22 protein-coding genes are annotated in these 24,758 nt (G+C 52.5%); 2 read left to right on the forward strand and 20 right to left on the reverse strand.

Features of this window, described 5'->3' with window-relative positions:
- Window positions 1-101 precede the first annotated feature (101 nt).
- The 7 genes from JSQ80_RS02685 to JSQ80_RS02715 all read right to left on the reverse strand — a co-directional run bounded on the left by JSQ80_RS02685 (window position 102) and on the right by JSQ80_RS02715 (window position 6,888).
- On the reverse strand, window positions 102-737 hold the full coding sequence (locus JSQ80_RS02685; RefSeq protein ID WP_206094253.1) for an ArsR/SmtB family transcription factor: 636 nt from the start codon (window positions 735-737) through the stop codon (window positions 102-104).
- A gap of 15 nt (window positions 738-752) precedes the next feature.
- Complete coding sequence (locus tag JSQ80_RS02690) at window positions 753-2,057, reverse strand: MFS transporter (protein WP_206094254.1); 1,305 nt, start codon at window positions 2,055-2,057, stop codon at window positions 753-755.
- A gap of 836 nt (window positions 2,058-2,893) precedes the next feature.
- Window positions 2,894-3,274: a winged helix-turn-helix transcriptional regulator gene (locus JSQ80_RS02695; RefSeq protein ID WP_087434921.1), complete on the reverse strand. Its 381-nt coding sequence runs from the start codon at window positions 3,272-3,274 to the stop codon at window positions 2,894-2,896.
- 119 nt (window positions 3,275-3,393) lie between these two features.
- Window positions 3,394-3,951 carry a 6-phospho-3-hexuloisomerase gene (hxlB, locus tag JSQ80_RS02700; RefSeq protein WP_206094255.1) on the reverse strand — a complete coding sequence of 186 codons (558 nt, stop codon included), beginning with the start codon at window positions 3,949-3,951 and terminating at the stop codon, window positions 3,394-3,396.
- A gap of 5 nt (window positions 3,952-3,956) precedes the next feature.
- Complete coding sequence (gene hxlA / locus JSQ80_RS02705) at window positions 3,957-4,589, reverse strand: 3-hexulose-6-phosphate synthase (protein ID WP_206097453.1); 633 nt, start codon at window positions 4,587-4,589, stop codon at window positions 3,957-3,959.
- 209 nt (window positions 4,590-4,798) lie between these two features.
- Window positions 4,799-5,536: a GNAT family N-acetyltransferase gene (locus tag JSQ80_RS02710; RefSeq protein ID WP_206094256.1), complete on the reverse strand. Its 738-nt coding sequence runs from the start codon at window positions 5,534-5,536 to the stop codon at window positions 4,799-4,801.
- A 65-nt stretch (window positions 5,537-5,601) separates the two neighbouring features.
- Window positions 5,602-6,888, reverse strand: coding sequence for a hemolysin family protein (locus JSQ80_RS02715; RefSeq protein ID WP_240463496.1), 1,287 nt, complete (start codon window positions 6,886-6,888; stop codon window positions 5,602-5,604).
- Between the two features lie 225 nt (window positions 6,889-7,113).
- Here JSQ80_RS02715 and JSQ80_RS02720 point away from each other — a divergent pair, with 225 nt between their 5' ends.
- Complete coding sequence (locus tag JSQ80_RS02720) at window positions 7,114-7,926, forward strand: DUF1836 domain-containing protein (protein ID WP_206094258.1); 813 nt, start codon at window positions 7,114-7,116, stop codon at window positions 7,924-7,926.
- Window positions 7,927-8,024: 98 nt separating this feature from the next.
- Here JSQ80_RS02720 and JSQ80_RS02725 read toward each other — a convergent pair whose 3' ends face one another.
- From JSQ80_RS02725 to JSQ80_RS02760, 8 genes are all read right to left on the reverse strand, one after another.
- Complete coding sequence (locus tag JSQ80_RS02725) at window positions 8,025-8,411, reverse strand: hypothetical protein (RefSeq protein ID WP_206094259.1); 387 nt, start codon at window positions 8,409-8,411, stop codon at window positions 8,025-8,027.
- A gap of 259 nt (window positions 8,412-8,670) precedes the next feature.
- A complete protein-coding gene (locus JSQ80_RS02730) occupies window positions 8,671-10,113 on the reverse strand; it encodes an MBL fold metallo-hydrolase (RefSeq protein ID WP_206094260.1) in 1,443 nt (480 codons plus the stop codon).
- Window positions 10,114-10,177: 64 nt separating this feature from the next.
- Window positions 10,178-11,377 carry an FAD/NAD(P)-binding oxidoreductase gene (locus JSQ80_RS02735; protein ID WP_206094261.1) on the reverse strand — a complete coding sequence of 400 codons (1,200 nt, stop codon included), beginning with the start codon at window positions 11,375-11,377 and terminating at the stop codon, window positions 10,178-10,180.
- 275 nt (window positions 11,378-11,652) lie between these two features.
- Window positions 11,653-12,879, reverse strand: a complete 1,227-nt coding sequence (locus JSQ80_RS02740) for an MFS transporter (RefSeq protein ID WP_087434913.1) — start codon at window positions 12,877-12,879, stop codon at window positions 11,653-11,655.
- Complete coding sequence (locus tag JSQ80_RS02745) at window positions 12,872-13,648, reverse strand: DeoR/GlpR family DNA-binding transcription regulator (RefSeq protein ID WP_206094262.1); 777 nt, start codon at window positions 13,646-13,648, stop codon at window positions 12,872-12,874. Before JSQ80_RS02745 ends, JSQ80_RS02740 begins: the two co-directional genes overlap by 8 nt.
- Before the next feature lie 408 nt (window positions 13,649-14,056).
- A complete protein-coding gene (locus tag JSQ80_RS02750) occupies window positions 14,057-14,479 on the reverse strand; it encodes a DUF309 domain-containing protein (RefSeq protein WP_206094263.1) in 423 nt (140 codons plus the stop codon).
- The gene (gene yjbM, locus JSQ80_RS02755) at window positions 14,476-15,285 is read right to left on the reverse strand and encodes a GTP diphosphokinase (RefSeq protein WP_087434910.1); all 810 of its coding nucleotides are present in this window, start codon (window positions 15,283-15,285) and stop codon (window positions 14,476-14,478) included. The genes JSQ80_RS02750 and yjbM overlap by 4 nt, the downstream gene beginning before the upstream one ends.
- 111 nt (window positions 15,286-15,396) lie before the next feature.
- Window positions 15,397-16,491, reverse strand: coding sequence for a quinone-dependent dihydroorotate dehydrogenase (locus JSQ80_RS02760; protein ID WP_206094264.1), 1,095 nt, complete (start codon window positions 16,489-16,491; stop codon window positions 15,397-15,399).
- A 273-nt stretch (window positions 16,492-16,764) separates the two neighbouring features.
- On the opposite strand from JSQ80_RS02760, the gene JSQ80_RS02765 reads away from it, so the two are divergent.
- Window positions 16,765-16,902, forward strand: a complete 138-nt coding sequence (locus tag JSQ80_RS02765; RefSeq protein WP_206094265.1) for a hypothetical protein — start codon at window positions 16,765-16,767, stop codon at window positions 16,900-16,902.
- Window positions 16,903-16,974: 72 nt separating this feature from the next.
- On the opposite strand, the gene JSQ80_RS02770 is transcribed toward JSQ80_RS02765, so the two are convergent.
- The 5 genes from JSQ80_RS02770 to JSQ80_RS02790 form a co-directional block, all read right to left on the reverse strand.
- Complete coding sequence (locus JSQ80_RS02770; protein WP_240463497.1) at window positions 16,975-18,486, reverse strand: L,D-transpeptidase; 1,512 nt, start codon at window positions 18,484-18,486, stop codon at window positions 16,975-16,977.
- Entirely contained in the window at window positions 18,449-20,212 is a 1,764-nt protein-coding gene (locus JSQ80_RS02775) for a stalk domain-containing protein (RefSeq protein WP_240463506.1), read from the reverse strand. The genes JSQ80_RS02770 and JSQ80_RS02775 overlap by 38 nt, the downstream gene beginning before the upstream one ends.
- Before the next feature lie 20 nt (window positions 20,213-20,232).
- Window positions 20,233-22,206, reverse strand: coding sequence for a FecR family protein (locus JSQ80_RS02780; RefSeq protein ID WP_418888862.1), 1,974 nt, complete (start codon window positions 22,204-22,206; stop codon window positions 20,233-20,235).
- 217 nt (window positions 22,207-22,423) lie between these two features.
- Window positions 22,424-24,274: a CHASE2 domain-containing protein gene (locus JSQ80_RS02785; protein WP_206094267.1), complete on the reverse strand. Its 1,851-nt coding sequence runs from the start codon at window positions 24,272-24,274 to the stop codon at window positions 22,424-22,426.
- Between the two features lie 199 nt (window positions 24,275-24,473).
- The gene (locus JSQ80_RS02790) at window positions 24,474-24,707 is read right to left on the reverse strand and encodes a ferredoxin (RefSeq protein WP_087434905.1); all 234 of its coding nucleotides are present in this window, start codon (window positions 24,705-24,707) and stop codon (window positions 24,474-24,476) included.
- Window positions 24,708-24,758 lie beyond the last annotated feature (51 nt).

Below are 24,758 nucleotides of genomic sequence, written 5' to 3' on the forward strand. Positions count from 1 at the left end.
TTTCATACGAACAGGCCAGCCGTGCGTTATCGGTTGGCCTGTTTTGTTGCTCTGCTCGCCGCTTAGCCATCTTGCAGACACGGACGAACGTGCTCGCTTATTCACGCTTCAGCCCCGTCCGATTCATCCGGTTTGTCCGGCGCATCCTTCAGCCGATAGCTAAGCATCACAAAGACGTAATCATCCTTCGCGGTCTGCTTGGATAACTCGGTATCCTTCGCAATGTCCGAGGCGGCAGGCTCGAACGGAGGCTTCTCCTCGACGGGAGAAATTACGTTGAGCACGTGATGCGTCTTTTCCGCCCATTCCATCGGCGTCAACGACGCATATGCGATATTGGCCTCCGCCAGCGTGCTCTTGCCGAATTCACCCTTCCTCATCCCTTCTTCAATCAAGTCCATACCCTGATGGGTGATGCGGAGCATTTCCTGCACGATATAACTGGAGTATTCCTCAGTCAACTGTTTGCCGAATGTAAAGCTCCGATGTTCATTGTTCGACCGATAATACTTTTCAATCAAATTCCCCTGCTGTTTCGTCTCTACAAGCTCCAACATATGCGCCTCTTCCAGCTTCTTGACGTGATAATAGAGACGCGACGGCTTCTCGTTCATCTCCTCCGCCATTTGCTTGACTGTGACTGGCTCGTGTTGGGCGAGCCGCAATATGTGTATGCGACGCGGATCAAGCAATATTTTCGCCAGCTCGATATCGTCAATAATCTTGTTCTCTCTCAAAATGTCCCCCCCCCTTTATCCCGAAGAAGACACGGCTTGGCCTCCTTCCGGCAGCTTCGTCTCGTTCGTTTGCCGAAGCGCTTGATTATATTTTAACAGAGGGAAAACGGCAGCGACAATGATAAGCAGCAACCCCGCAAGCGAAGTGGCCGTCAGCACGCCGAACAAAGAAGCGAACAAGCCGCCTGCGCCGATGCCGAGCACCGTTCCCGCTTGCGACACCGACTCGAATACGCCGGAGCCTCGGCCCCGCATTTCATCCGGCATCAGCGTGATGAACAGACTGCTCAGCGGCACGTTCGTGCATGCGATAGATACGCCGACGCCAAGCGCCCACACATAAACGCTGACAACTCCGCTTTCTTGATATAGATGGAACAGCGGTACAATCAGCATGCAGAACAAGCCGATGACGCCCACCGCTCCCAAGAGCATGACGTTCGCTTTAAGCCGCTGCATCAGATAAGGGGCAGCCATTGCTCCCATGATGCTTCCAGCTCCAATCATACTGGAGACGAAGCCGAAATGCTCCGCCGGAATGTGGAACGTTTGCAGCAGCGCCGCGTTCAAATTTGTATTGATGACACCAATAATAAGCATGATGGGGACGAGCAGAATGAGGAGCGCGAACAAACTGTCATGGCGGTAAATGGCGCGCAGACCGCTTTTCAACGCTTGCCAATACGGTTCCTTTACAGCGGACTGCATCTGGCCTTGCTCCGTCATAGCTATCTGTTGAGCTGCTGACGGGTCCGAGGACAAGGCTCTCGACATGCCGCAGATGAACAAGGCAGACAGCACGAACGTGAACGCGTTAAAAGCGAACAGCCAGCCGAAATGGCCGAATGGAATAAGCAGTCCGGCAAGCGCCGGGCCGACGAGCCTCATCGCCATGTAGGTCGCCTGCGATAACGATACGGCCTGCGTAATGTTCTCTTGGCTGACGACACGCGGCACGATGGCTGTGCGCGCAGGCTCGAAAAAGACGGTTCCGATGCCCTGCAGCAGCACCAGCGCATAGATGCCGTAAAGCTCATGCTGGAACACGATGAGCAGCAGGACGATGAAGGCCCTATAGAGGTCGGCAGCAGCCATAATGCGGCTGCGGTCGAAGCGGTCGATGAACGGCCCGACGAACGTTCCGAGCAGCATATTCGGCAGCACTTGAGCCAGCACGACCACGCTTAAAGCAAGCGGATTGCCCGATAAATTCGCGACCAGAAAAATGACGACGAGCCGGGTGATGCCGTCTCCCAGCTCGGAGACGATTTGCGCCAGCCAGAGATGGCGAAAAGCGCGATTGTTTAGCAGCAGCTTCATGAATAAGACCTCCTTTTAAAAACTTTTTAACCGTTAAAATTTATTTTAGCGATAAAATCTATTTTGTAAAGATGCAATTTGCCTATCCATCAGTCTCCCCTTCGGTTAGTATGAACGAGTCGCGCATCGCACGAGTGCTCTATCGTGTGGTTGAGCGTTGATAAAATAGCGGAATGGAGCGTGTTTAACTGCAAATATACATTTGAGCGTTCCCTTTTTGGGTCTTTCGTCACGCTAGACTGCAATCGTGAGCTTGTTGAGAAACCCAAAATGTAAAAAGAAACAAGTATGGTGGGGGTATCCGCTTCCGTCGCTGTTGAATCCAAGTCATTAGGGATGAGACGGTGCGGGGATGACTCGGATTCAAAGGCGATCGCCAGGTCTCTCCAGCGGACACCCTCCACCCTTTTTTGTTTCATGCGGGGTTTCTCAACAACCTGAATCGTGCAGTTCATTTTCGTATAATCGCACATATACTGGTAATACTCTCGTTTTGAACTGCATGTTTGCAGTTCAAACGTCAAAAAGGGCGGTATTTTGTTAAAACAACTGCCCAGATACAGTTCGTCAGCTCCTCTACTGCCTTGTTCTCGTCGAAAAGCACGGTCTCGTAAAGGTTGCACGCTTCCCATCAGGTCGACAAGATAGAACAAGTTGGGTTAGGATACCCCCTTCTGAGCGATAGGGATAGTGGACAAAAAAACGCCTCGACACCCCTTCCTTGCTTAATCTGAGCCACCGGGAGAGGGGCATGAAGATACAAAAAATCCCCATGCTCGCCTCAGTAAGGTCGAACATGGGGATTTATACAACAGCGTATTAAAGTGAATCTGCCGCTATTCACATGTAACGGATGGCTTTGAAGTTTTCCAGATTACGTTCTCGCCGTAAGTTTTGCCCCAATCATACATCATTCGCAATACCGGCATCAGACTTTCTCCATGCCCGGTAAGAGTGTATTCTACTCGAGGAGGGACTTCCGGGTACACCTTCCTGAAGATCAATTGGTCTTCCTCCAACTCGCGAAGCTGGTTGGTCAGCATTTTTTGCGTAATATGCGGAATCAATCTCTTCAGCTCGCTGAACCGCTTGGTGCCCTCCAGCCCGAGATGCCATAATATAATCAGCTTCCATTTGCCCCCGATTACGGCTAGGGTAAGTTCTTTTTCGCAATTGATTTCCTTGAGATTGATGCGGTCTTTAATTTCAGTTGCCACTATACCAGCCTCCCCCCTAACTCTAAATACTATAACACGAAGCGTTTATTCTCATGTATAGTTGAGGTTCGAGATTCCGGCATGCTTAACCTTAGGGCCATCGAGCCAGTGGAGCAACATCATTCCAGGTTGGCATGTCTGTCGTACATCCCGCCGGAGTCAAGCCCGCGCTTATCCATTATCCTAAGCACGACCGCGTCGTAAAATATCAGCAAAGTCTGCTCGAACAAGGAAGCCATCGGCTGTATGGTGGCGCAGCCTCCATTTGCTTGATCCTTCGGCGATCCCGGCAGCGCAACGGCTGCATCCGATAGCTTGCCAATCGTCGATTCTGGTGCGATCGTAACGGCGACCACCGACGCGCCCAAGTTTTTTGCTTTCTCGGCCATCGGGATCAAGCTTTTCGTTTCTCCCGAGCCCGTGCTGATGATGAGAACGTCATCCTTGGTTATGCCAGGGGTTACCGTTTCCCCGACCACATAGGCTTCCATTCCCGTATGCATAAGACGCATGGCGAACGCCCGTCCCATTAAACCCGATCTCCCGGCACCTACCAGAAACACTTTCTTCGACTGCAATATCATATCGGCCAATTGCTCGGCTTCTTTTTCTGCAATTGCTTCTGCCGCATGTTGCAATTCCTTCACGATCTCTGCTGCATATTTTACCGTTTCCATGGCAGTCAGGCCTGTTTAACCAATTTATGCATCTCGGCCGCTGTCGCTTTTTTATCCGCTTGACCGGTTATTCCTCCGCCTACGATAACGAGATCTGGATTGGCCTGAATGACTTCTGGCAGCGTACTCAGCTTAATGCCGCCTGCTATCGCCGTCTTCGCATGCTTCACGACGCGTTTGATGGCCGTCAGCTCCTCGAAAGAGTTTTTACCTGCCGCTTGATGGTCATAACCGGAATGAACGCAAATATAATCAACGCCAAGCGAGTCAATCTCCTTCGCTCTTCCCTCGATATCCTTCACATTGATCATATCCACCATTATCTTTTTGTTCTGTTTCTTGGCTTCCTCCACCGCGCCCTTGATTGTGGAGTCGTCGGATACGCCCAGAACGGTAATGATATCCGCGCCCGCCTCGGATGCCTTCATAACTTCATAGCCGCCCGCATCCATAATTTTCAGATCGGCCAGCACGCGCAAGGACGGGAATGCTTCTTTCATCTCCTTGACCGCTCTCAGTCCTTCGTTAATGACGACCGGTGTTCCGATTTCGACGATATCTATATGCTCTGCAACCTCTGCTACCAGTTGTTTGGCTTCGGTAATATTTACCAGATCCAATGCCAATTGAAGCTCCATCATTATGCCACTCCTTTTGCATGTATGTGTGTTATGAATTACACGCTCATTGTAGAACCTTGCCGTCTATTTAGGAAGTAGGCACTTTTAAGTGATGTAGTTACTTGGAGGATACTACTGCAATAGGTTGATAAGAAACGTTAAGAATAGAAATTGCCGAACCTTGGGGATAAGCCTAGATCTCGGAGAAAGATCCGACTTTCACGCCATTACAGCTCGCCATCCATATTGTAAGCCATAATATAATAAGTTAAATCGTCGGCCAACGGTTGAACGCTCAACGTTTTCATTCCGTAGTGGCTATAAATTTGTTCGTTTTTTTGGCTGTCCGTTTCCAAAATACAGGGTATATTTTTCTCATCCGCCTGTCCCATCACAAACTCCATCACTTGCCGCATATACCCCTTATGTCTGTACTGTTCCTGCACCACAATCATAAATACAAAAAGGTAATCCTTTTCGCCCTTGACAAAGCTTTCTGCTCTTTTCAATTTAGAAAACTGTTTTGCAATTTTCAAGAAGCTGCTAACTGAAATCACTTTTGCCAGCTTAAGCAGCCTCAGCTTTTCCGATAGCTTTAAACCGTTGCTTTTTGTCCAAAAACCGCAAATCCCTTCATAATTTTCTGAGGTCGCGTAGGCCATTTCGTTTTCGATTAATATTTGAAGGTTGAGATTAAAAAAATGAGTCAACACATGTTTTCTTTGTTCAGGACTATCTCCCCAACAATTAAATCCGGCGTTATCTTTAAATCCATCCGCAATCTTTTCGGCGAGCCCATATATCTGTAGCTCTGTTAATCCTTTTATCTGTATCATCATATCACTCCTTTTCAGCATGATCCCGATTATGCTGCCTATGGCAAAAATAATGAAGTCAAAAACCTCATGCGGGTCTGCGAGAACAGCCTCGCAACTTTCAGGACGCGCACGCCCTAATTGTTGCATATCACCGTCGCCCTGGCAATAAAAAACCGCTTTGTTCCTCTAATGGGAAAAAGCGGAAAATTATATTATCCTCTTACAATCTCGATTTTGCGGACGCGGTGTTTATCCTTTTCCAAAATGGTGAACTGTACGCCATCGAATTGATACTGGCTTCCCTTTTTGCTGTCGGGAATGCGATCATACAGCCAGCCCCCAATCGTATCGATATCAGCGCTCTCGATCTCGGTTCCAAGCATGTCGTTGATGTCGGAGAGCAGAACTTTACCGTTCACGATCATATGGTCCTCCGTAATATATTCAATGTCAGCCTTCTCCTCGGCGTCGAATTCATCCCGGATATCACCGACGATTTCCTCCAAAATATCTTCAATCGTAACCATGCCCGACGTACCGCCGAATTCGTCAATGAGGACCGCAATATGCACGCTCTCCTGCTGCATCCGCTTCAGAAGCTGCTTGATCGGAATCGCTTCCGACACGCTCAGGACCGGATGCATCACTTCGGATAACGGAGCATCGGCAATCTCGTTGAACTGAAGAAACAAGTGCTTCGTGTTCACCATGCCGACTACATGGTCCTTGCTGGCCTGAATGACTGGATATCGCGTATATTGTTCCCGTTTGATCGTGGCGATGCTGTCACGCACCGTCTCCATCGCTTCGAGACAGACCATGTCCGTACGGGGAACCATAATATCTTTGGCATGCAATTCGTCGAAGGCAAAAATCCGGTTCACATAACCGTACTCCGTATTGTTGATTTTGCCGCTCTCGTAGCTCTCGTTCAGAATAATCCGCAGCTCTTCTTCGGAGTGCGCTTCTTCATGCTCCTTCGCAGGCTTGAGACCGAACAGGCGGATGATGCCGTTCGCGGACCCGTTCAACATCCAAATAAAAGGGTACATCAGCTTATAGAACCAAATAATCGGCTTCGCAAACAAGACGCTGATTGCTTCCGCCTTCTGTATCGCGAGCGTCTTGGGCGCAAGCTCGCCGACGACCACGTGCAGGAACGTAATGACGATGAACGCGATACCAAATGCAAGCACCGAGCTGACCTGTTCCGGAAGGGCAAAATAGGTGAAGAGCGGATGCAGCACCCTCTCCATCGTCGGTTCACCCAACCAGCCAAGTCCCAATGCGGTAATCGTGATGCCCAGCTGGCAGGCGGATAAATATCCGTCCAAGTTACTGGTGACCTGCTTGACGGCAAGCGCGTTTCTGCGCCCTTCGACAACCATTTGATCCACTCGGCTGGAGCGGATTTTAATGATGGCGAATTCGGTTGCGACAAAGAAACCGGTTAATAATATCAATATGGCAAACAAGAAAAAGCTGATACCTGTAGACAAATCTGATTTCTCCTTTATCATTTCGAGTTCATTTGAACTTATTATAAGAACTTATAACTAAGAAAACAAAGCGAGAATGCGGTCATTTTAGGTCAAATCCGACTCCATGCGTTCAATCCACTTACGAAACCAATTACTCTTGTTTATTTTTCGGCTTTGACTTTCAATTAGATAAAATCTTATGATAGGCTTATTGCAATTTCAAAATAATCAGGTGGTTAAAAGATGGAAAGCTTCGTCATTACGCGAAAAAAAATGTCTGAACTTCTAATGTCTCTGCAGCCTGCCGACAATATAGTGAGTGAGCAATCCCGAACGCCGCAAGCGATACTGCAAGAGGGATGGGAGGAATTCAAGCAGCAGCTGATCGGTCTCGACACGACCGCTTCTCCTCTGCTGCCTGCTGCATTGCCGCCCATATATGAAAAGTTAATGCGAGGACGTTCCCATAAGGAAGGGCTGTCCTTGAATGAAATCGCAGCTCTCGGGAACCAAGTGGAATATTCCAACTTCTCGATAACATCCATACAGAATTGGGTCAAGCGTGACATTAAAGACTTTATAGGCTCCCCCCGGCTTGGCAAGAAGTATTCACTGCAGCAGGCAGCCCTCATTCTCATAGTGGAAGATCTGCGGGCAACCCTTCATTTCGATGCGATACGCAGCTTGCTGGCGCTGCTGTTCATGAACCCCGAGCATGACGAGGATGACGTAATCCATCCGCTTGATTTTTACGCCTCCTACGCCGCGCTCTACGAAGAACTCGATCGGAACAACGACCAAGTGCTTGACGTCCACGGACACGACCCGCTGCGGCTGCGTCATGACCATATGCTGGAGATGATCATTTCCAAGAAGGCCGATGATTATTTAAGCAATCTGGATCCGCAGCGCCGCTGTCACTGTCACCATCATCTTATCCGCAACGCGCTCGTCATTGCGATTACTTCCGTGCAGACCACTTATTTTCAATATGTATCCAAAAAATATATGAATGCCACATTGCTGTCTTGTCAAAACATCCGAAAGAACGAATGATAAAAAAAGGTGAACCGGGGGTATCCCTGGCTCACCTTTTTTCGTAACCGGCAAACTGCACTCTGCTTCATGCAGCTTGATAAAAATAGAGGCTATGTTCAGCTGATTTTGTATGTAGCAGTGATGTGGTTAATCGTAAACGAAGAAGGGGCGGCAAATTGAATATAAAGATAGCCGTCCTCTGTCGCCGTGAAAATTCTTCCAACGTTGCTCTTGAAAAAAGTTCCTAGATGATTGCTAGAATCATACACCGAATAGTAGGCATAGTTGCCTTGAGCAAAAATAGTAAGCTGCTGGCCTTTCTTTAAATAAATCCCTTCCAAAGCACTGAGTTCATTCGGACGCAGAGCATAGTACTTGGTGATTTGTTGGGCTTCCTGAACCGCTGGTTCGGCGGGAACGGCAGGAACGGCAGGGGAAGCATACGCCGGCGAAGCTGCAGCCAGAACAGCCAGCGCTGACAGGGAAATAAGAAACTTCTTCATTTCGAATCACTCCTCAATTTCTTGTATTTGATGCAATAATCTGGAAGTTATCTCTTCTTAAATATAACAAAAATATAATATCTTGTAAACCCCTAATTCCTATATTCTTTGTAGGAATTATAACTGGAATTCGCCTTGTCTCGCAACTCTCTTGATAGAGGCAATAAAAAGAGAGGCTTTCCATAGGTCAATCAGACCGGTTTGGACGAGCCTCTCTTTTGGTTCAGATTAGAAGGGAACAAAATATTGGAATGACAATTTACTTTGCTATAGGCAATCCTTCCTCACGCCATCGCACGATGCCCCCTTGCAGGTTCATGACGTTCGTGTAGCCGTGCGCCTGCAGAATGCCAGCCGCAATTGCGGAACGCATCCCCGTCCGGCATTGGACGAGCACGGGCTTGTCAGCGGGCACCTCGCGGATTCTCTGCGGCAGCGTGCCGAGCAGAATATGCCGCGCTCCTGGAATGCGGCTTTCCGCCCACTCCGTCCCGGAGCGAACATCGACGACCGCCACCTTCCCCTCGCTCACTTGATCCGCGATGTCCGCAGGGGTCACCTCCGCATACGCTTGCAAACCTGCCGCTGGCGCGATCGAGCCGCTCCACATTGCGGAAGTTTCGATCGTGCCCGCGATTCTGTCAATGCCGATGGCCCGCATATCGCGGACAATTCCAGGCAGTTGATCCGCCTCCCCCATAACGTACAGCGGCCGCTCATCATCGATAAGCCAACCGGCCCATGACGTAAAGGAGCGATTGTATGGCAGATTGATCGTCCCCTTCGCGTGACCAGCCGCGAACGCGGTGCTGGCGCGCGTATCGATGACGGTTGCGCCTTCCTCCGCAAGTCTGCTCACCCCCGCCACCGTTCCTTCGATCCAGTCTGGCGCAGGCAGCCGGGCGATCAGCTCCGGACCATCCCGGTTCACTCGTTTCATGCGCGGGAAGTAAGTGGGCGGCTCGGGTTGTCCAGCCAACAGGGCGGCGACGAACGGCGGCTCATCGTCAAAGGACAAGGCCCAATTGAACCGCTTCTCGTACCCGACCGTCGAGGACGGAACCGCGCCAAGCGCCTTGCCGCATGCGCTGCCGGCCCCGTGTGCCGGCCATACCTGCACGTAATCGGGCAGTTCCCTGAAACGCTGCAGGGATTGGAACATCAGCCGCGCTCCCTCCTCGGCCGTGCCTGCCAAGCCTACCGCCTTCTCCAGCAGATCCGGCCGCCCGACATCGCCGACGAATACGAAGTCGCCGGTAAAGATGCCGATCGGGCAATCGGCGCCTCCGCCCAGGTCGGTCAACAGGAACGATACGCTCTCAGGCGTGTGTCCCGGCGTATGCAGCACCTCGAACTCGAGTCTGCCCACATTGAATCGATCTCCGTCTTGTACAAGGCGGTGCTTGACCTCATGCCCGCTCTCTCCGCTCACATAAGCATAGGACCAATCCGGGCCGCCTTCGCCTGACACATAAAGCGCCGCTCCGTGCTCCTCCCCCATCTCGCGGGCGCCCGATACGAAATCGGCGTGAATATGAGTCTCCGCCGCAGCGACGACCGTCAGCCCTTCCGCCTGTGCCGTCTGTAAATACGGGGCAACGTCGCGGGCCGGGTCGATAACGATCGCTTCCCCCGTCGCTTGGCAGCCTACAAGATACGAGGCATGGGCCAGTTTCTCATCGTAAAAATAACGCAGCAGCATGGATGCCGCTCTCCCCTTTCTCTGAAACAGCAAATAGTCGCGATACCTGCCTCTTTGCCGCCAGCTACATGCGGCCCTTCAGCATGCCGTGCCAATACAGCTTCGGCAGCAAGCTTTTCTTCAGCACATACATGCTGTAACGCTCCTTCGATTGGTCGAACGGGAATGTCTCCCGCGGGGTCAGATTATAATCGAACTCCGCCAAAATAAGCCGGTTGTATCCCGTTACGAGCGGACAGGACGTATATCCGTCGTAGCTCGCATCGAGCGGCTGTCCCGCCAGCACGTTCAACACATTGCGGGCCGCCACGGGCGCCTGCTTGCGAATGGCCGCGCCGGTCTTGGAGGTTGGCAGATTGCTGCAATCCCCCAAGGCGAACACATTCGCGAACCGGACATGCTGCATCGTATGCTTGTCGACCTCCGCCCACCCGCCTGCGTCTGCGAGCGGACTGTCCTTGATGAAGGACGGAGACGACATCGGCGGCACGACATGAATCATGCCATATCGGATCGTCTCCCGCTCCTTTGTGTCCGTATGCTCGAACACGGCTTCCCGCCGAACCGCGTTGAGCTCCACCAGATTGCGCTTGTACTTTGCCGTTATGCCTCTGCGTTGCACGACCTGGTTAAGCGCTTCGGCATATTTCGGAACGGCGAAGATGGCCGCATTGCCCGAAGCGAACACGATGTCCGTTTTCCCCCTGACGCCCGATCGGCGGAACGCATCATCTGCCAGGTACATAATTTTCTGCGGCGCGCCCCCGCATTTGATCGGCGTGTTAGGCTGCGTGAAGATGGCTGTGCCGCCCTGGAACTCGCGGATGGACTTCCAAGTGCTGTCCACGTAGTTGTAATCATAGTTGCTGCAGACGCCGCCATGCCCGATGCTCTCCTTCAACCCCTTGATCCGGTCCCAATCCACCTGGATGCCCGCCGCGACGACGAGGACATCGTATCGGATTTCGGTTCCGCCCCCGGTCACGAAGCGGTTCTCGTCCGGGTGAAAGCGAACGACCGCTTCCTGCAGCCAGTCGGCGCCCTTCGGGATAAGCGATTGCTGGTTGCGCTCCGTCGTCTCTTTGCGGACGACGCCGCCGCCGACAAGCGTCCACAGGGGCTGATAATAATGTTTGGTCTGCGGATCGACGATCACGACGGAACCGTGAAGCGCTTTAGATGCGCGCAGCAAGCGGGCCGCAACCGATAAACCGGCGCTGCCCGCCCCGACGATGGCGACGGCATAGTGAAGTTGTCTTGGCATCACTTGCCCTCCTCTGCTCCCAAATGCTGCTAGTAGCTGCTTACAAATGAATAATAAAAATGATGCCTGACATTGCAAGATAATGTGCGAAGTGAATCATTATTGCACCAATGGTCAAATTATATGGCCAGAAACCCGTTCCTATGATTACACGGCAAAAAAAGCAATTCCCGCTCCCGTTGTCCGGCAGCCGGAATTGCTTGTCGTCCGTTGATTGCGATTGATAAATAAGATACGGCACCCGTCCAGCATCTTCTCTCCATCCTCGCAGACCTCTACACCCCACGCTCGCAAGCCTGGCCCGCTTCACCGACATGGCCGTTCTGCCGGGTCATCGACGTCTGCCCCTTCCAGCGTTTGGAGACGAATACGAGCAGCAGCATCACCAGCATGGCCCCGAAAAAAAGCCACATCACGGCCTGCACCGGCCAGACGTCCATCATCCAACCTACGGCAATCGGCATGAGCGAGCCGCCGAGTCCGTTGGCGGCCAGCAGGATGCTTGTCGTCTGCTCCGTCATGCCGGGCAGCGCCTGGTTCGCGTAGATGAGCATGATCGCGAACATGCCCGCCATCCCGAGCCCGAGCAGGAAGCTGATCGCGAAACCGCCCCATGCCTGCGAACTGAATGGCAGCAGAAGCAGCACGAGTACGCTCCCCGAGGTGGTTAGCCAAAGGAAGCGGAAATACGTCAGCTTCTCCGCAAGGACGCCGCACAACGCCCGCCCGATTACCATCGCCAGCCAGTAGACGGTAACGGTCAGCGTCGCTTGGGAGCTGGCAATCCCCCATTTTTCAATAAAAATGGATGGAAAGAAATGCACGACGGATACTTCGCTTCCCCCGTATAGCATGAAAAAAGCGGCGCAAAGCACAAGAAACGGCAAGCCCTTGCCAGTATAGGCTGCCGGCTTCGCCTCCCGGTTCCCCCGTTCCACCGTGCGGGTCAGCATGGCATCGATGGTGCCGAACGACAGCTTCTGCCACCCAATGGCCGTCATCAGCGCGCATACGCCCAGCAATAAAAACGAGTAGGCCCATATGCCGCGCGCAATCAAGAAGCTCGCCACGAACGGAATCGTCAAGGCGCCGATGCCGAAGGTTACCTCCAGCTTGCTCATGGCAACGGCCTGCCTCTCCTTGACGGCCACCAGAATAATCGTGCCGATGCACGATTCCACCAGCCCCGCGCCGGCACCGGCCAGCCCGGCCAACAGGATGACGACCGGCCACGGCGGCAGGAAGAACAGCAGCAGTTCAGCGCTGATCAACAACAGTCCCAGCATGACGCCCCGTTTGCGGCTGAACCTGCGGGAGACGGCCGGCATGCCGAGCACGCCGAGTAGCATCCCGATGAACTGCACGAAGATGAGCACCCCGCCGTCGGTATAGTTCAGCCCATAGTGGGCGAGCAGCTCGGGAAGAACGGCGCCCATGATAACGAGGGTCACACCTGTCACGACGTACGACAGACAACCCATCCAGATGAGCCGGTTAATCATGCTGCGCACCTCCGTCCGCCACCGTCAGTTCCACACCGACCTCTTGCAGCTGCCGTTTCCACTCCCCATCCGGCTCCCGGTCCGTAATGATGAGGTCGATGTCCTCCAATCCCGCCACACGGTGGAACATCTTCTTGCCGAACTTGGAATGGTCGGCCAGCACGATGACCTGATCGGCCTTCCGCATAACCTGGCGGATGAGATAGCTCTCTTCTTCGAAGTCCGTCGTCAGACCGTCCATCGACAATCCGCACGTGCCGAGAAACGCCCTGTCGAGATGATAGTCGGCCATCATTTCGATGGCGCGGGCGCCGTAAATCATGCGCTGCCCGTTATAGAGCAGGCCGCCGAGCAGATGAATCCGCGCCGCGTCCTTGGTCGCCAGCATGCCGGCCATGTCGATGGAATTGGTAACGACGACGTTCCGCTTGGTCGTCATATATTCCCCCACATAACGAACGGTCGTGGAAGAATCGACGTATAAGTAATCCTCGTCGTGAAGCAGAGAGGCGGCCAAGCGGCCTATCGCCTGCTTGGATGTCGTCTCCTTCTGCAGACGTTGCTCGTAATTCGGCATCTCCTTCGATATCGTCGGCAGGATTGCGCCGCCGCGGGTGCGGACGATGCAGCCCCGCTCTTCGAGCTTGATGATGTCCCGTCTGGCCGTATCGCGCGACACGCCCAGCAGATCGCAGATTTCTTCGACTTCGATGCGCTTGTTGACCTGCATATGCCTCAGAATAGCGACGAGCCTTTCCTCTTGAAACATGTCTTTCTCTCCTATCAGCTAAGCAAATGTAAGTGTTTTTAAGTGATGATAAGTGATAGTAATGATTATAAGTCATAACCGGAAGCTGTCAAGAGGCGGAATCCCATTCGGCAATGATATGTGCATATGCGAGCTTGTTGAGAAACCTAGAACGAAGTAAAAAGAAACAAGTATGGTGGAGGTATCCGCTTCCGTCGCTGTTGAATCCAAGTCATTAGGGATGAGACTGTATGGGGATGACTCGGATTCAAAGGCGATCGCCAGGTCTCTCCAGTGGACACCTCCACCCTTTTTTGTTTCGTGCGGGGTTTCTCAACAACCTGATATACGCCTATAAACCAAAAAAATCGCCGCTCTCATCCGGCCTTATTGGCCGGGAGATTGGCGATTTGTGTTCCATTCATCATCCTACTCGGTCGGAAGAACCGCGGCAGCGACTTCCTGCTGCAATCGTTCGTCCACAATGTCTATCGTAATGCCGCTGAACGGCGGAAGCACCGGTGATCGCCGCAGCAATGCCAGCGTCTCCCCCGCGTCAAGACGAAGCTTCTCCAGATGAATGCCCATTATGTATTCAGGGTATAAGTTCAGCTTGTCTAGGGCTGCTTCGAGCAGCTTGATGGCTCCTCGATGATTGCCGTTCTGAAAATGATACAGCCCTACGGCGACCTGCAGAAGTCCCTGCAGCAACGGCTTGCGCCCTTCCTCCAGCCACAGCTCCTCCATAACGTCATGACAAGCGTAATAGTCCCGCTCCTCATTGAACAGCTTGATAAACTGGACATACAAGCAGTCATACGCAAGTGACGGCTTATCCGCCATTTCGCTCATACAATCGGATCTCCGTTTTTCTTCGCTCGTTGCATTTCCGCGATAATATCCTCTTCCAGCCGCTTGAGCTCGGCTAGATCGTCCCGCTCCCACACCTCATTGAAGCGATTTTGGAATTGGATGGCTTCGGAAATGTGATGATAGAAATACAGCTCTTGTATAAATGCCAAGCAGTTATGCACGATTTTGGACTTGTCTTCGAAGCTGCTCTGCGCCACCAGTATTTCCTGTCTGATGCTGGACATTTCATTATCGAGAACGAATGCCGCTTCGGCTGCCGTCTTTAACCGCTCGCGCACATCTTCCGGCAGGCTGTCCTTGTATTTATAATTAAGCGAATGCTCTATTGTCGCCCAGAAGTTCATGGCCAGCGTGCGAATCTGAATTTCGGCCAGCACGACCTTTTGGCCGAGAGCCGTCTGCACGGGATATTCCACAATCATATGAAAGCTGCGGTACCCGCTTTCCTTATAATTCGTAATATAATCCTTTTCATAAAGAACGTTCATATCTTTGCGGTGGCGGATAAACTCGGCCACTCGACGAATATCATCAACGAATTGACACATAATTCGTATGCCCGCAATATCCTCAATTCCCCGCTCCAAGTCTTCCAGCGAAACGTTTAACCGCTTCGCCTTGTCAAGGATGCTGGAAATACGTTTGATGCGTCCAGTCACAAATTCAATTGGTGAGTACTCCTCACGTTTTTTCAATTCAGAGCGCATCGTCTTGAATTTGACCTTAAGTTCTTCGACGGCCTGTTCATAAGGCAGCAAAAATTTTCCCCAATCTCTTCCGTCCATGCGAACGCCTCCTGTCCAATCCACCCGTTACTTTATGTTATAATGCATGGTCAAAAAGACAACCTCAAATCGTTGTTGTCCATGATTCGCTTGCTGGAGCCTATGCCCCGTTCAACGGTGATTCGCCCCGACAGCCTCGGAAATATGTCTGAACCCGTCCTGAGCCAGCAGCCGCTTCAGCCCGGATGCCAATTCACGGTTGATGCCCGGTCCGCGATAGATAAGCCCTGTATATATTTCCACGAGACTAGCCCCGGCCCGAATTTTCCGGTAAACATCCTCAGCGGTGAAGACCCCGCCAGATCCGATAATCGGTATCGTTCCGTTCGTCATCTGATACACTTGCGAAATCACTTCGGTTGACCGTTCCGTCAGCGGCTTGCCGCTTAAGCCCCCGTTCTCCAATCGGTGCACATGGGAAGCCCCCATGCGCGACAATGTCGTATTGGTAGCAATAATACCCGATACGCCGCTATTCACGATCGTCTCGGTCATATGCTCCAGCTCGCTGTCGGACACATCCGGTGCTATTTTGACGAGGACGGCCTTGCCGGTGCCCCGTGCCGAATTCTGCTCGTTCATTTCTGTCACAACCGCCTGCAACAGCGCTTTTAGCTCGTCTCCATGCTGCAAATTACGCAGATCCGGGGTATTCGGGGAACTGATGTTCACGACGAATAAATCCGCAACGTCATATAAAGCCCGGATACACTTCAAATAATCTTCATGCGCCTCCTCATTCGGAGTCACTTTATTTTTACCGATATTCACCCATATCGGAATCGGTCTTGACGTCAAGGAAGAGAGGCGCGCGCACATCGCGTCCGCTCCTTCGTTATTGAAGCCCATGCGATTAATGAGCGCTTCATCCGGGGGCAGACGGAACATGCGCGGCTTGTCGTTGCCCGGCTGCCCTTGCGGCGTCACCGTTCCTACCTCCATGAAACCGAAGCCGATGTTGGAAAATCCGCGCACGGCTTCCGCGTTCTTATCGAGTCCGGCCGCAAGCCCGATCGGGCTGTCGAAGTTCAAGCCGAACAAGGAACTCTGTAAGGCAGGGTCCGGTTTAACACCATACATTCCCCGCATCAAGGCAAGTCCTCCCGGCACTTTAGCCGCTTTTGACATTCCTCCGATAACAAGATGGTGCGCTTGTTCAGGATCCATTTTGAAAAATATCGGTTTAGCAATAGTGCGATACAGCAAAGGTTCCACTCCGTTCATTATGCCAACATTCAAGCCAAGGTACTGACAGCATGCGTGAAGATACCGTACCGCAGAAGATGCGCCTCTCATTTTTCCCACATGATGGCATACGTATGCATCGCTTCTAACAGCATTAGGCTCTATGAAATAGTTTAAAGCTTTCTTCATGAAAAGAAAAGTGTGTATTGTCCCTAAGACATGTCTGGTCTTTTGCCCAGAAACCGATTACAATACATCTATAGATAGAGTTACTACGAAGAAAGGTGATGGCCGATGGCAACGAAACGAAAACCTCCAACAATACCGACCAAAGCAAATGAATCAATAAACAAGAATGCTCTGTATTGGGTCGGGGGCGTTCTGGTGCTTATTGTCATTATCGTCTCCATTTTACTTGTTATGAATGGATAATTTCATATGCGAATGAAAAAAGAGCCAGGTTCCAAGCTTCCTTGCGAACCCGGCTCTTTCACATCTTATCGCTTAGTCCAACCAACGGTAAATCTTCTTCGGATTGTCCTGCTTCGGAGTTAAATCCAAGCGGTAGCGCTTCTCTTTATCCGGCACGATTGGCTGCTCCGGGAGCAGTTCCTTGCCGATGCTGACCTCTGTTCCAATAGGAACCATATCGAACAGTTCCTCGACATCTTCACGCAGCATGCGGATGCATCCCAGCGATCTGTCCCGGCCGATGCTGTCTGGTTCATTCGTGCCGTGTATGGCATATAACGAGTCGGATAACGTCATGCCGCGGCTGCCGAAGTCACCGGTAGAAGAACCATTCGGATCCACTACCTTCTCTGTAATCTGGAATTGTCCTTCTGGAGTACGCTTTCCTCCAAGTCCAACTTTATAATTACGAACGATAATATTTCCGCTCACGACCGCCAATCGGTGGCGCTTCTTATCCACCACGATGCGCAATGGCTCCCGGAAAGGATCCGTTTGCTCGCTCCATACACGCTTCAACGCGCGTTCCTTTGCTGTTTTCGGCTCCGGCCTTTTCCCCTGCAAGCCGTCCTTGTATCGCATATATACATTGCCGTATGCCCTTGCAACGTCCGTTGACGTGCCTGACACTACATTGGAGGGGTAGCCTTTGGCAAGCTGCCTCCATTCCTTGGGAGCGGTTCCGTGACGGCGCACCATAGCGGTCAACGCCGACTTGGCCACTAACCGATGTTCGCTCTCTTGTATCCAACCGCTTACAAATGCGCTTGCCCGCTCCCGCTCATCGCCACAATCGCACTTGGGATCCCGCAGCGGCGTGACCATAATGTGATTCATATCCTCACTCGATTCGGCCTGAAGAATCGCTTGAAGCGAATGCGACCACAACCACCATGAATGATCGGTTGGGATGTTCACAAGGTATTTCTTCCACTCCCCATCTATGGGAGTTCCGATTACCCGTTTTACCGCAGCGGCATAGGCGCCTTCATCCGATTCCGGAACCAAAAAAGCCTGCTCTGCCGCTTTGGATTCACCGTTGGTTAATGCGGCCGTCTTGGATTTCCCGGCACGCTTGTCTGGGAGGTCCCGCTCTCCGGCTGACTTAATCGGCCCTGACGGTGCCGATGCTTGTCCGCCCGGTATGCCCCCTAACATGATGAAAAACAAGAGCAAAAACAACATCAGGCGCACCAGACTGCGGCGCGAACGGCGGAGTTTCTCCTCTTCTTCACGCTTTTTGACCCATTCCTCGACAGCCTCGGAAGGGAGCGGCACATTTTCGAATGCTTTGTAAATTTCTCCTGCTTGATTGAAGCAGTAGTTGGCTTTGCCTTGCTCACCGGAGCGCTCGTACTGTTTGCCCAACAAGTACCACGCCATACGGTTATCCGGATGCGCCTCGATATACTGTTTCATATAGGCTTGGTCTTTCTCGGACCATTGCGGATGCTTCACGTCTGATTCCGGCGGCACTTCGCTCCCCTCCTTCTGCAGCCTGCTTGCGCTAACGGCGCGGCGGCAATTGGGATCCGGTTGCTTCATAGCGTAAATAAATCCGATCCCGAATAACAACCGCTCGCGCTTGATTTATCCATTGAACATGAAATCCGAACTGTTCAGCTACGAACCGCAAGGGAACGACGACATGTCCGTCATGAACGAACGGGGCCTCCTGGAGTTGCAATTCCGATACCGTTCCGTGTTCCCGCTTCACTGCCTGCTTGCTCCCTGCTTGCATCTCGAATTCGATCGCTCCGAACGACACGCGAAGCTGGCCGCCGGCGGACCATTCCGTCTTGTAACCAAGCGTATCCGCCGCCACGCGCAATGGCACATACGCGCGGCCGCTCTTAAGGACGGGGGCTGCATCTGCCTTCACTAACCTCCGATTATAGACAAGCTGAATCTCTCTGTCCGTTGCGCCGAGCTCGCTGTCCGAAGGCATGACGCCTTGCGGGAGCTCGTAACGGCGAATAAGGCGAATCGCGTTATTGAAGGCATCGGCGACGGCAATCGTTCCGTTCGGAAGGACGGCGACAGCCGCCGGTTCGTGGAATTCGGCGAATGCGGCAATTCCATCGGCAGCCCCGCTCTGTTCCGCGTGTCCGCTCAATGTATACACATTTCCCTTATACACGTAACGGATCGCATGATTCCAGCGATCAGCCACGACAACGCCGCCTTCTTCCGTGAGAGCGATTCCTGCCGGACCGTTGAAGAGCGCTTCGCTCGCCTTGCCATCCCGATAACCGCCCGCCGCATATAAAGGCGCATCCGGAAAATGCTTGGTGTAGCTGGCAATCGAACTGCTCCCCGCAAGCGTTGCAACGCTCTGCTTCACTACATCAACGAGGCGGATCCGGTGATTTCCGGTATCGGCCACGATCAGCTGGCCGTCGGCATTCATAACAAGGCCGCTCGGTTCATTGAAGCGGGCCTGAGCAAGCGCCCCGTCGAGAAAATCCCCTGCAGCCGCGACTGCGCCTGGCGAGTACTCAACTATTCGCTCTGAGCGGGCATTCAAGGTGGTTACATTCCCCTTCGGATCAATGCGGCGGATTACATGATTCAGAGCATCTGCCACATACAGCGTACCGTCATTGGCTGCGGCAATAGCGCGCGGCTTATTGAAGCGTGCCGAAGTCCCCGCTCCATCCTTCCAGCCCGCCACTCCATCTCCGGCTATAGTCGTAACTTGGCCATCCCGGTCGAGCTTGCGTATGACATGATTTGCCGAATCTGCGATGTACAGGTTCCCAGCTTTGTCCTTCGCCATACCGGCGGGTTCATTGAATATCGCCTGTGCGGCGGCCCCGTCACGCAAGCTGCCCTTCGGTGTTGTCTCGCCCCCAATAGGAACTGCCGCCCCCGCAATGGTTCGGACTTGACCAGCTTCATTCAGTGTCCGCAGGCGATGGTTGCGTGTATCCGCTATGAGAAGCGAGCCGTCTGGCTCGGCAAACAATCCGGAAGGGAAGCGGAATTGGGCCTCTCCCTTCACCCCATCCTTCCAGCCGGATGCGCCTGTTCCGGCCCAGTGAACCGTTTCGTACCACTCCGGGCCTGTTTTCCACCACTTCCAATTCACCGCTGGCGATTCAAATCGTTCCATCAATTTGTCGTCCCGCTCCGCTGCCGAATGCGAGTTCAAGTCTGCGGCAGTCCCTAGCGCAAATCCCGTGCTTTCGATACTCATACCCAGAACAGACACGGCAAGCAGTATAGCGATACTGTACCGGCAGCGTAATTTACTGTGCTGTGGATTCATCCGTGATTATCCCTCCATTGTTACGGATTCACCTTGATTTCAAGCGGCTTGTCCATCGTGTTTAATTCTAGCAGGCCTCCGCTGGCGTCATAGAAGCGGACCTCCGACAGCTTAAGAGTCATCGTGCCGCTGCCGCCGGCTATATAGGGCAGACTGAGGATTTGGTCATCGCTTTCTAGCGATACCGTATCCGATGTCGTGACGATTAGCCTGTACACGAACCGGTTCCCTGCGATGGTTATCGAATCTACGCTGTTGCTCTTGTCATAATCGTCAGGATGATGAGCGATTTCGAATTTGCTTCCCCCGTGACGATAGCGCGCTTTATTATCATTCAATTCCACAGTATCCAACGTGCCTCCGGATACTTCCACGGCGAACTCTACAGCAACCACGTCCAACTTGGCTGTCAATCGCTTCAGCACCGTGTCGACGACCACCCTGCCGTTGGGCGCTGCGTGATCGGCAGTGCTTGCGAGTTCCAATACATGAGCTTGAGGCTGCGGTTCTGGATCTGGGTCCGGATCTGGATCCGGGTCTGGATTTGGATTCGGTTCCGGATCTGGATCAGGCTTTGGATCCGGATTTGGAGTGATAGCTCCACTGCCTTCATTTCCCGAAGAACTGTCCGCTCGCGAAGATTCCGATTGGCATACCGCATTTTCAAATGCATTTTCGCATATTTCCAATCGGGCTTGCTTCAAGTCGTTTTCAAACCGTTTCCGCTCCGTCGGGCTTAGGGTATCAGCATATTGCCGCTCTATTGCTTCCTGAACGCGGCGCTCCATTGCCTGCTGTTCGACCGCAGTCTGACTCGCGGCATCGGCATCATGAGGAACCGTTGTCTGTTTTTCCCGCACCCACTTCTCCAGACGCTCCATAACCCATTGCTGGTGCTGCCGCTCGTGTTCATTGAGCCGGAGAGCCGCCTCCTGCCAAGGAATCCGGCTTGTATTTGCTTCCTGCCGCGTCAGCAAGCCAGAATCTACTGCTGCATGCACGAGTGCAGCTAAGTATATCTTCATGTTGTGTGCGACGCGGGATTCAAAGCTCTGGCCGTTCTCATCAGCTTGATCGTGCAGCCTCTCGCCGGCTAATCGGCTGAACGATTTCAATATTTCACACGATTCTTTCACCGAACCGGAGTAATCCGCGGCACATCCAGCTTCTTGCCAAGCCTGTACATATTGTTCGTTCTCCTTCGCTGCTTCCGCATAACCGGCAATCATGGCTCGAAGAACGCCCGGATCAAGATTGGCAAGCAGCGCTTGGATATCGGTATACCCGTAGAGAGCCTCGATGTTGCGTCCTCCTGCTGGAAGGAACGTTGCGCTTTGTGATGGGTAGACATAGTGATGCTCTAACGTAACGAGCGAAGGTTCACTCTTTCCATCCTTCTGCGCCCGATTCTCTAGATTATTCACGGCCGCCGCCTGACGATTATTCCCGCCCAATTCGGTTGGAGCCACGTATTCCGCTTGAACGACACCTGCTGCCACATTCAGCTGCGTCCAGCCGAACCGGGGATGCACATAAACGCCGAATTGCGTTCCACGCACGGCCATAACGGCAGTTGGCGTCTCTAACTCGAAGCGATCATCCGCTCCCGTTATCGATTTCACCTTAGCGAATACCGACCCGGCCAACACGCCGATTCGTGTCTTCACCCCATCCTTATCATTAAGCTCCGTGAAGCTGACATCGGCGTCAGCGCCAATGGTCAGCTCATCCTCCTCGCCATTGCCTGCCAACTGCAGCACGACACGCGATTTCGGTCCGGTTTCAATGCGATCCCCTTGATTGATGCTCATTTTTTTAAATACTTGAAGCGGCTTTACCCCGCCTGACTTCGTGACGGTTACGCTCCCTTTCCACTCTTTCACCAACGCAACCCGTACCGCTTTGTCCGCAGCTTTCGCCACACCGGGACCGATGAAGGTGACAAATAAGAAGACGAACGCCAGACTACACGCTGCAATTCGTTTCACTTTCATCCTCCTCTCCTTTACATATCGGACATTTTGAACAACTTTGTCAGATTTGTGTTCTTCATTTCATGAAAATGTAAAAAATAATTCCGTTATTCTCTATATCCTTATATCAAAATCTTGATATCAAAATAGAAAAATTTCCATTTATGATATTTTTATGGATCGTAGTCATGATCTTCCAAAACAATCATTTTCTACCCGTCCGCCAGGCAACATCGACTTACGAGCGCTTCGATATAAGCTCATGCACGATGACGGCTTCCGCCTTGCCTTTCAGACGGAGCGGTCCGACTGGATTCGTCTCGAACGCATTTTGAATGCGCCGGTTCGCCTCTTCTCCAATCAGCACTTGTCCCGGTTTCGCCTGCGACTCCAGCCGGGCCGCCACATTGACGGTGTCGCCAATCGCCGTATAGTCGAGCCGCAACGTCTCCGAACCTACGTTGCCAACTACCGCCTCCCCGCTTTGGATACCGATACCAAAGCGAACGGACACATTAAGCTCTGCCGCCAGCTTGCGGTACAGATCTTCCGAACGGCGCTGCAGCTCCATGGCCGCGCTCGCAGCATGCTCAGCATGCCGCTCCAGAGAGCGGGGGGCGCCAAATATAGCCATGACTCCGTCGCCGATGAACTTATCGAGCGTGCCATTATGTTGAAAGATGGTCTCCGCACATAAGTGTAAATATTGGTTCAGCACCTGGATCGTTCGTTCTGGTTCCAGCCGTTCGGACAGCGGGGTAAATCCGCGGATATCAATGAACATCACCGTAACGTCGCACTTCGTGCCCCCCGCCCGAATCGGCACATTGGATTGCAGCAGTTCCGTCACGACCGACGGAGCTACGTAGCGGCCGAACAGTTCCTCTACCTGCTGGCGCGCACGCCTGTCTTCCCGGCTTCGGTAAGCCACGACTAATATATAAGCCGCGGACATGCCGGTAACTTCCGTGAAGTACGGAATAAATACCGATCCGAGGCTATACACCCCGACCCATAAGCAAGTGTAACCTACGACCATGCTCAACCCGCATAGAGCTCCGCGCACACCGCGAATGCGATATGCGCACCAAGCGGCCGCGGAGATTCCTGCAAATAGAGCGAACACGTTCCAACCGTAGCGGGCTTCTTTATAGAACCGTCCTTCCACCAAAGATTGAATCATGTTGGCGTGTATTTCCACGCCGTAGAGCGTCATTGAACGGCTGAGCGGAGTCATGTGGCGGTCACTGAGCGAAGTGGCATAAGGACCGATCAGGACAATGGCGTCCTTATAATAAGCAGGGTCCACGATTCCCGTCAGCACATCATAGAAGGATTGCCGGTCGAACCCGTTCATCGCATCTTCCCCATATCCATAAGGCGATGAGAAGAAATCAATGGCGACTTGATGGCGGTCGTCAGTCGGAATTCGTTTCTCCCCTCGGTACCACCTCTTGCGATCGGGGTCCCAGCGTATCTGTTGATCCTTCGGCAAGAGCCGGTTCGCCATAAGTATATCGAGCGACGGTAGCATCGAACTCCGTTCATCAGGCAGTCCCAAGCTCATATTGCGGATAACGCCGTCCGAATCCGGAAGCACGTTTACGTGCCCAAGTTGGCCTGAATCGACCCGGATGGAGGAGGCGGGCCGATCAACGCGTTCCACGACAAGCGATTGGGCATCCGGTTGGAGCGAGCGCAGCGTCACTTGCACAGGCAAATAGATATCCGCATATGTGCGCAATTGTTCGGATAAAGCGCGGTCATCCGCCTCGTCCGCAGCTGGATCAATCAGCAGCAAATCCAACGCGACCGCCCGGGCTCCGGCCTGCATCAGTTCCCCGATTAGCTTGGCATACACCGCCCGCGACCAAGGAAACGGTCCCATCTGTTCCAATGACTCTTCATCAATCGCGATAATTTTGATTCTGTCGTCGGGAACCTGCTCTTCAACGCTCTTCGTCCGCAAGGCGTCTCGGAACGCATGCTCCACCATTCGGAAGACGCCGCCATTGCCGTAGCTGTACAAGTACGCCGCAATCATGCTCAAGACGACAACGATTAGCATCGGTACAGCCATTTTTTTCATTTGCTTCTCCTTTACAACATGAACCACACCTACACCATAAAACTAATAGAATGATATAGTCATTTCGTTTGATCACAATCTATCTCATTGTAGAACGAGGACCGTATCGTTGGCAATTTCAGCTGCCGAAAAAAATAAAAACCCCGCGAATCCGCGGGGATGCTGTAGGTTCTCTCTATAATATGATTCGTGCAGCAGGTTAGTTAAAAGGTGTGTCCGCAATCTTGATAGAATCTGTAGGACAGCCGTCTGCAGCATCTTGCAGATCGTCGAACAGATCTTCCGGAATGTCGGTTACCCCTTGGTTGTTGTCGCCTTCATAAATGACTTCCGCAATTCCTTCATCATCGTAGTCATAAATATCTGGTGCTGTTGCTCCGCACGCTCCGCACGCGATGCAAGTGTCTTTATCAACCCAAGTGTATTTTGCCATCGGTTTAGTTCCCTCCTGTAAAAGTACAGATCTTCTTGGTTCCTCCGTTAT

The sequence above is a fragment of the Paenibacillus apiarius genome (assembly GCF_017052585.1).
Taxonomy (GTDB): domain Bacteria; phylum Bacillota; class Bacilli; order Paenibacillales; family Paenibacillaceae; genus Paenibacillus_B; species Paenibacillus_B apiarius.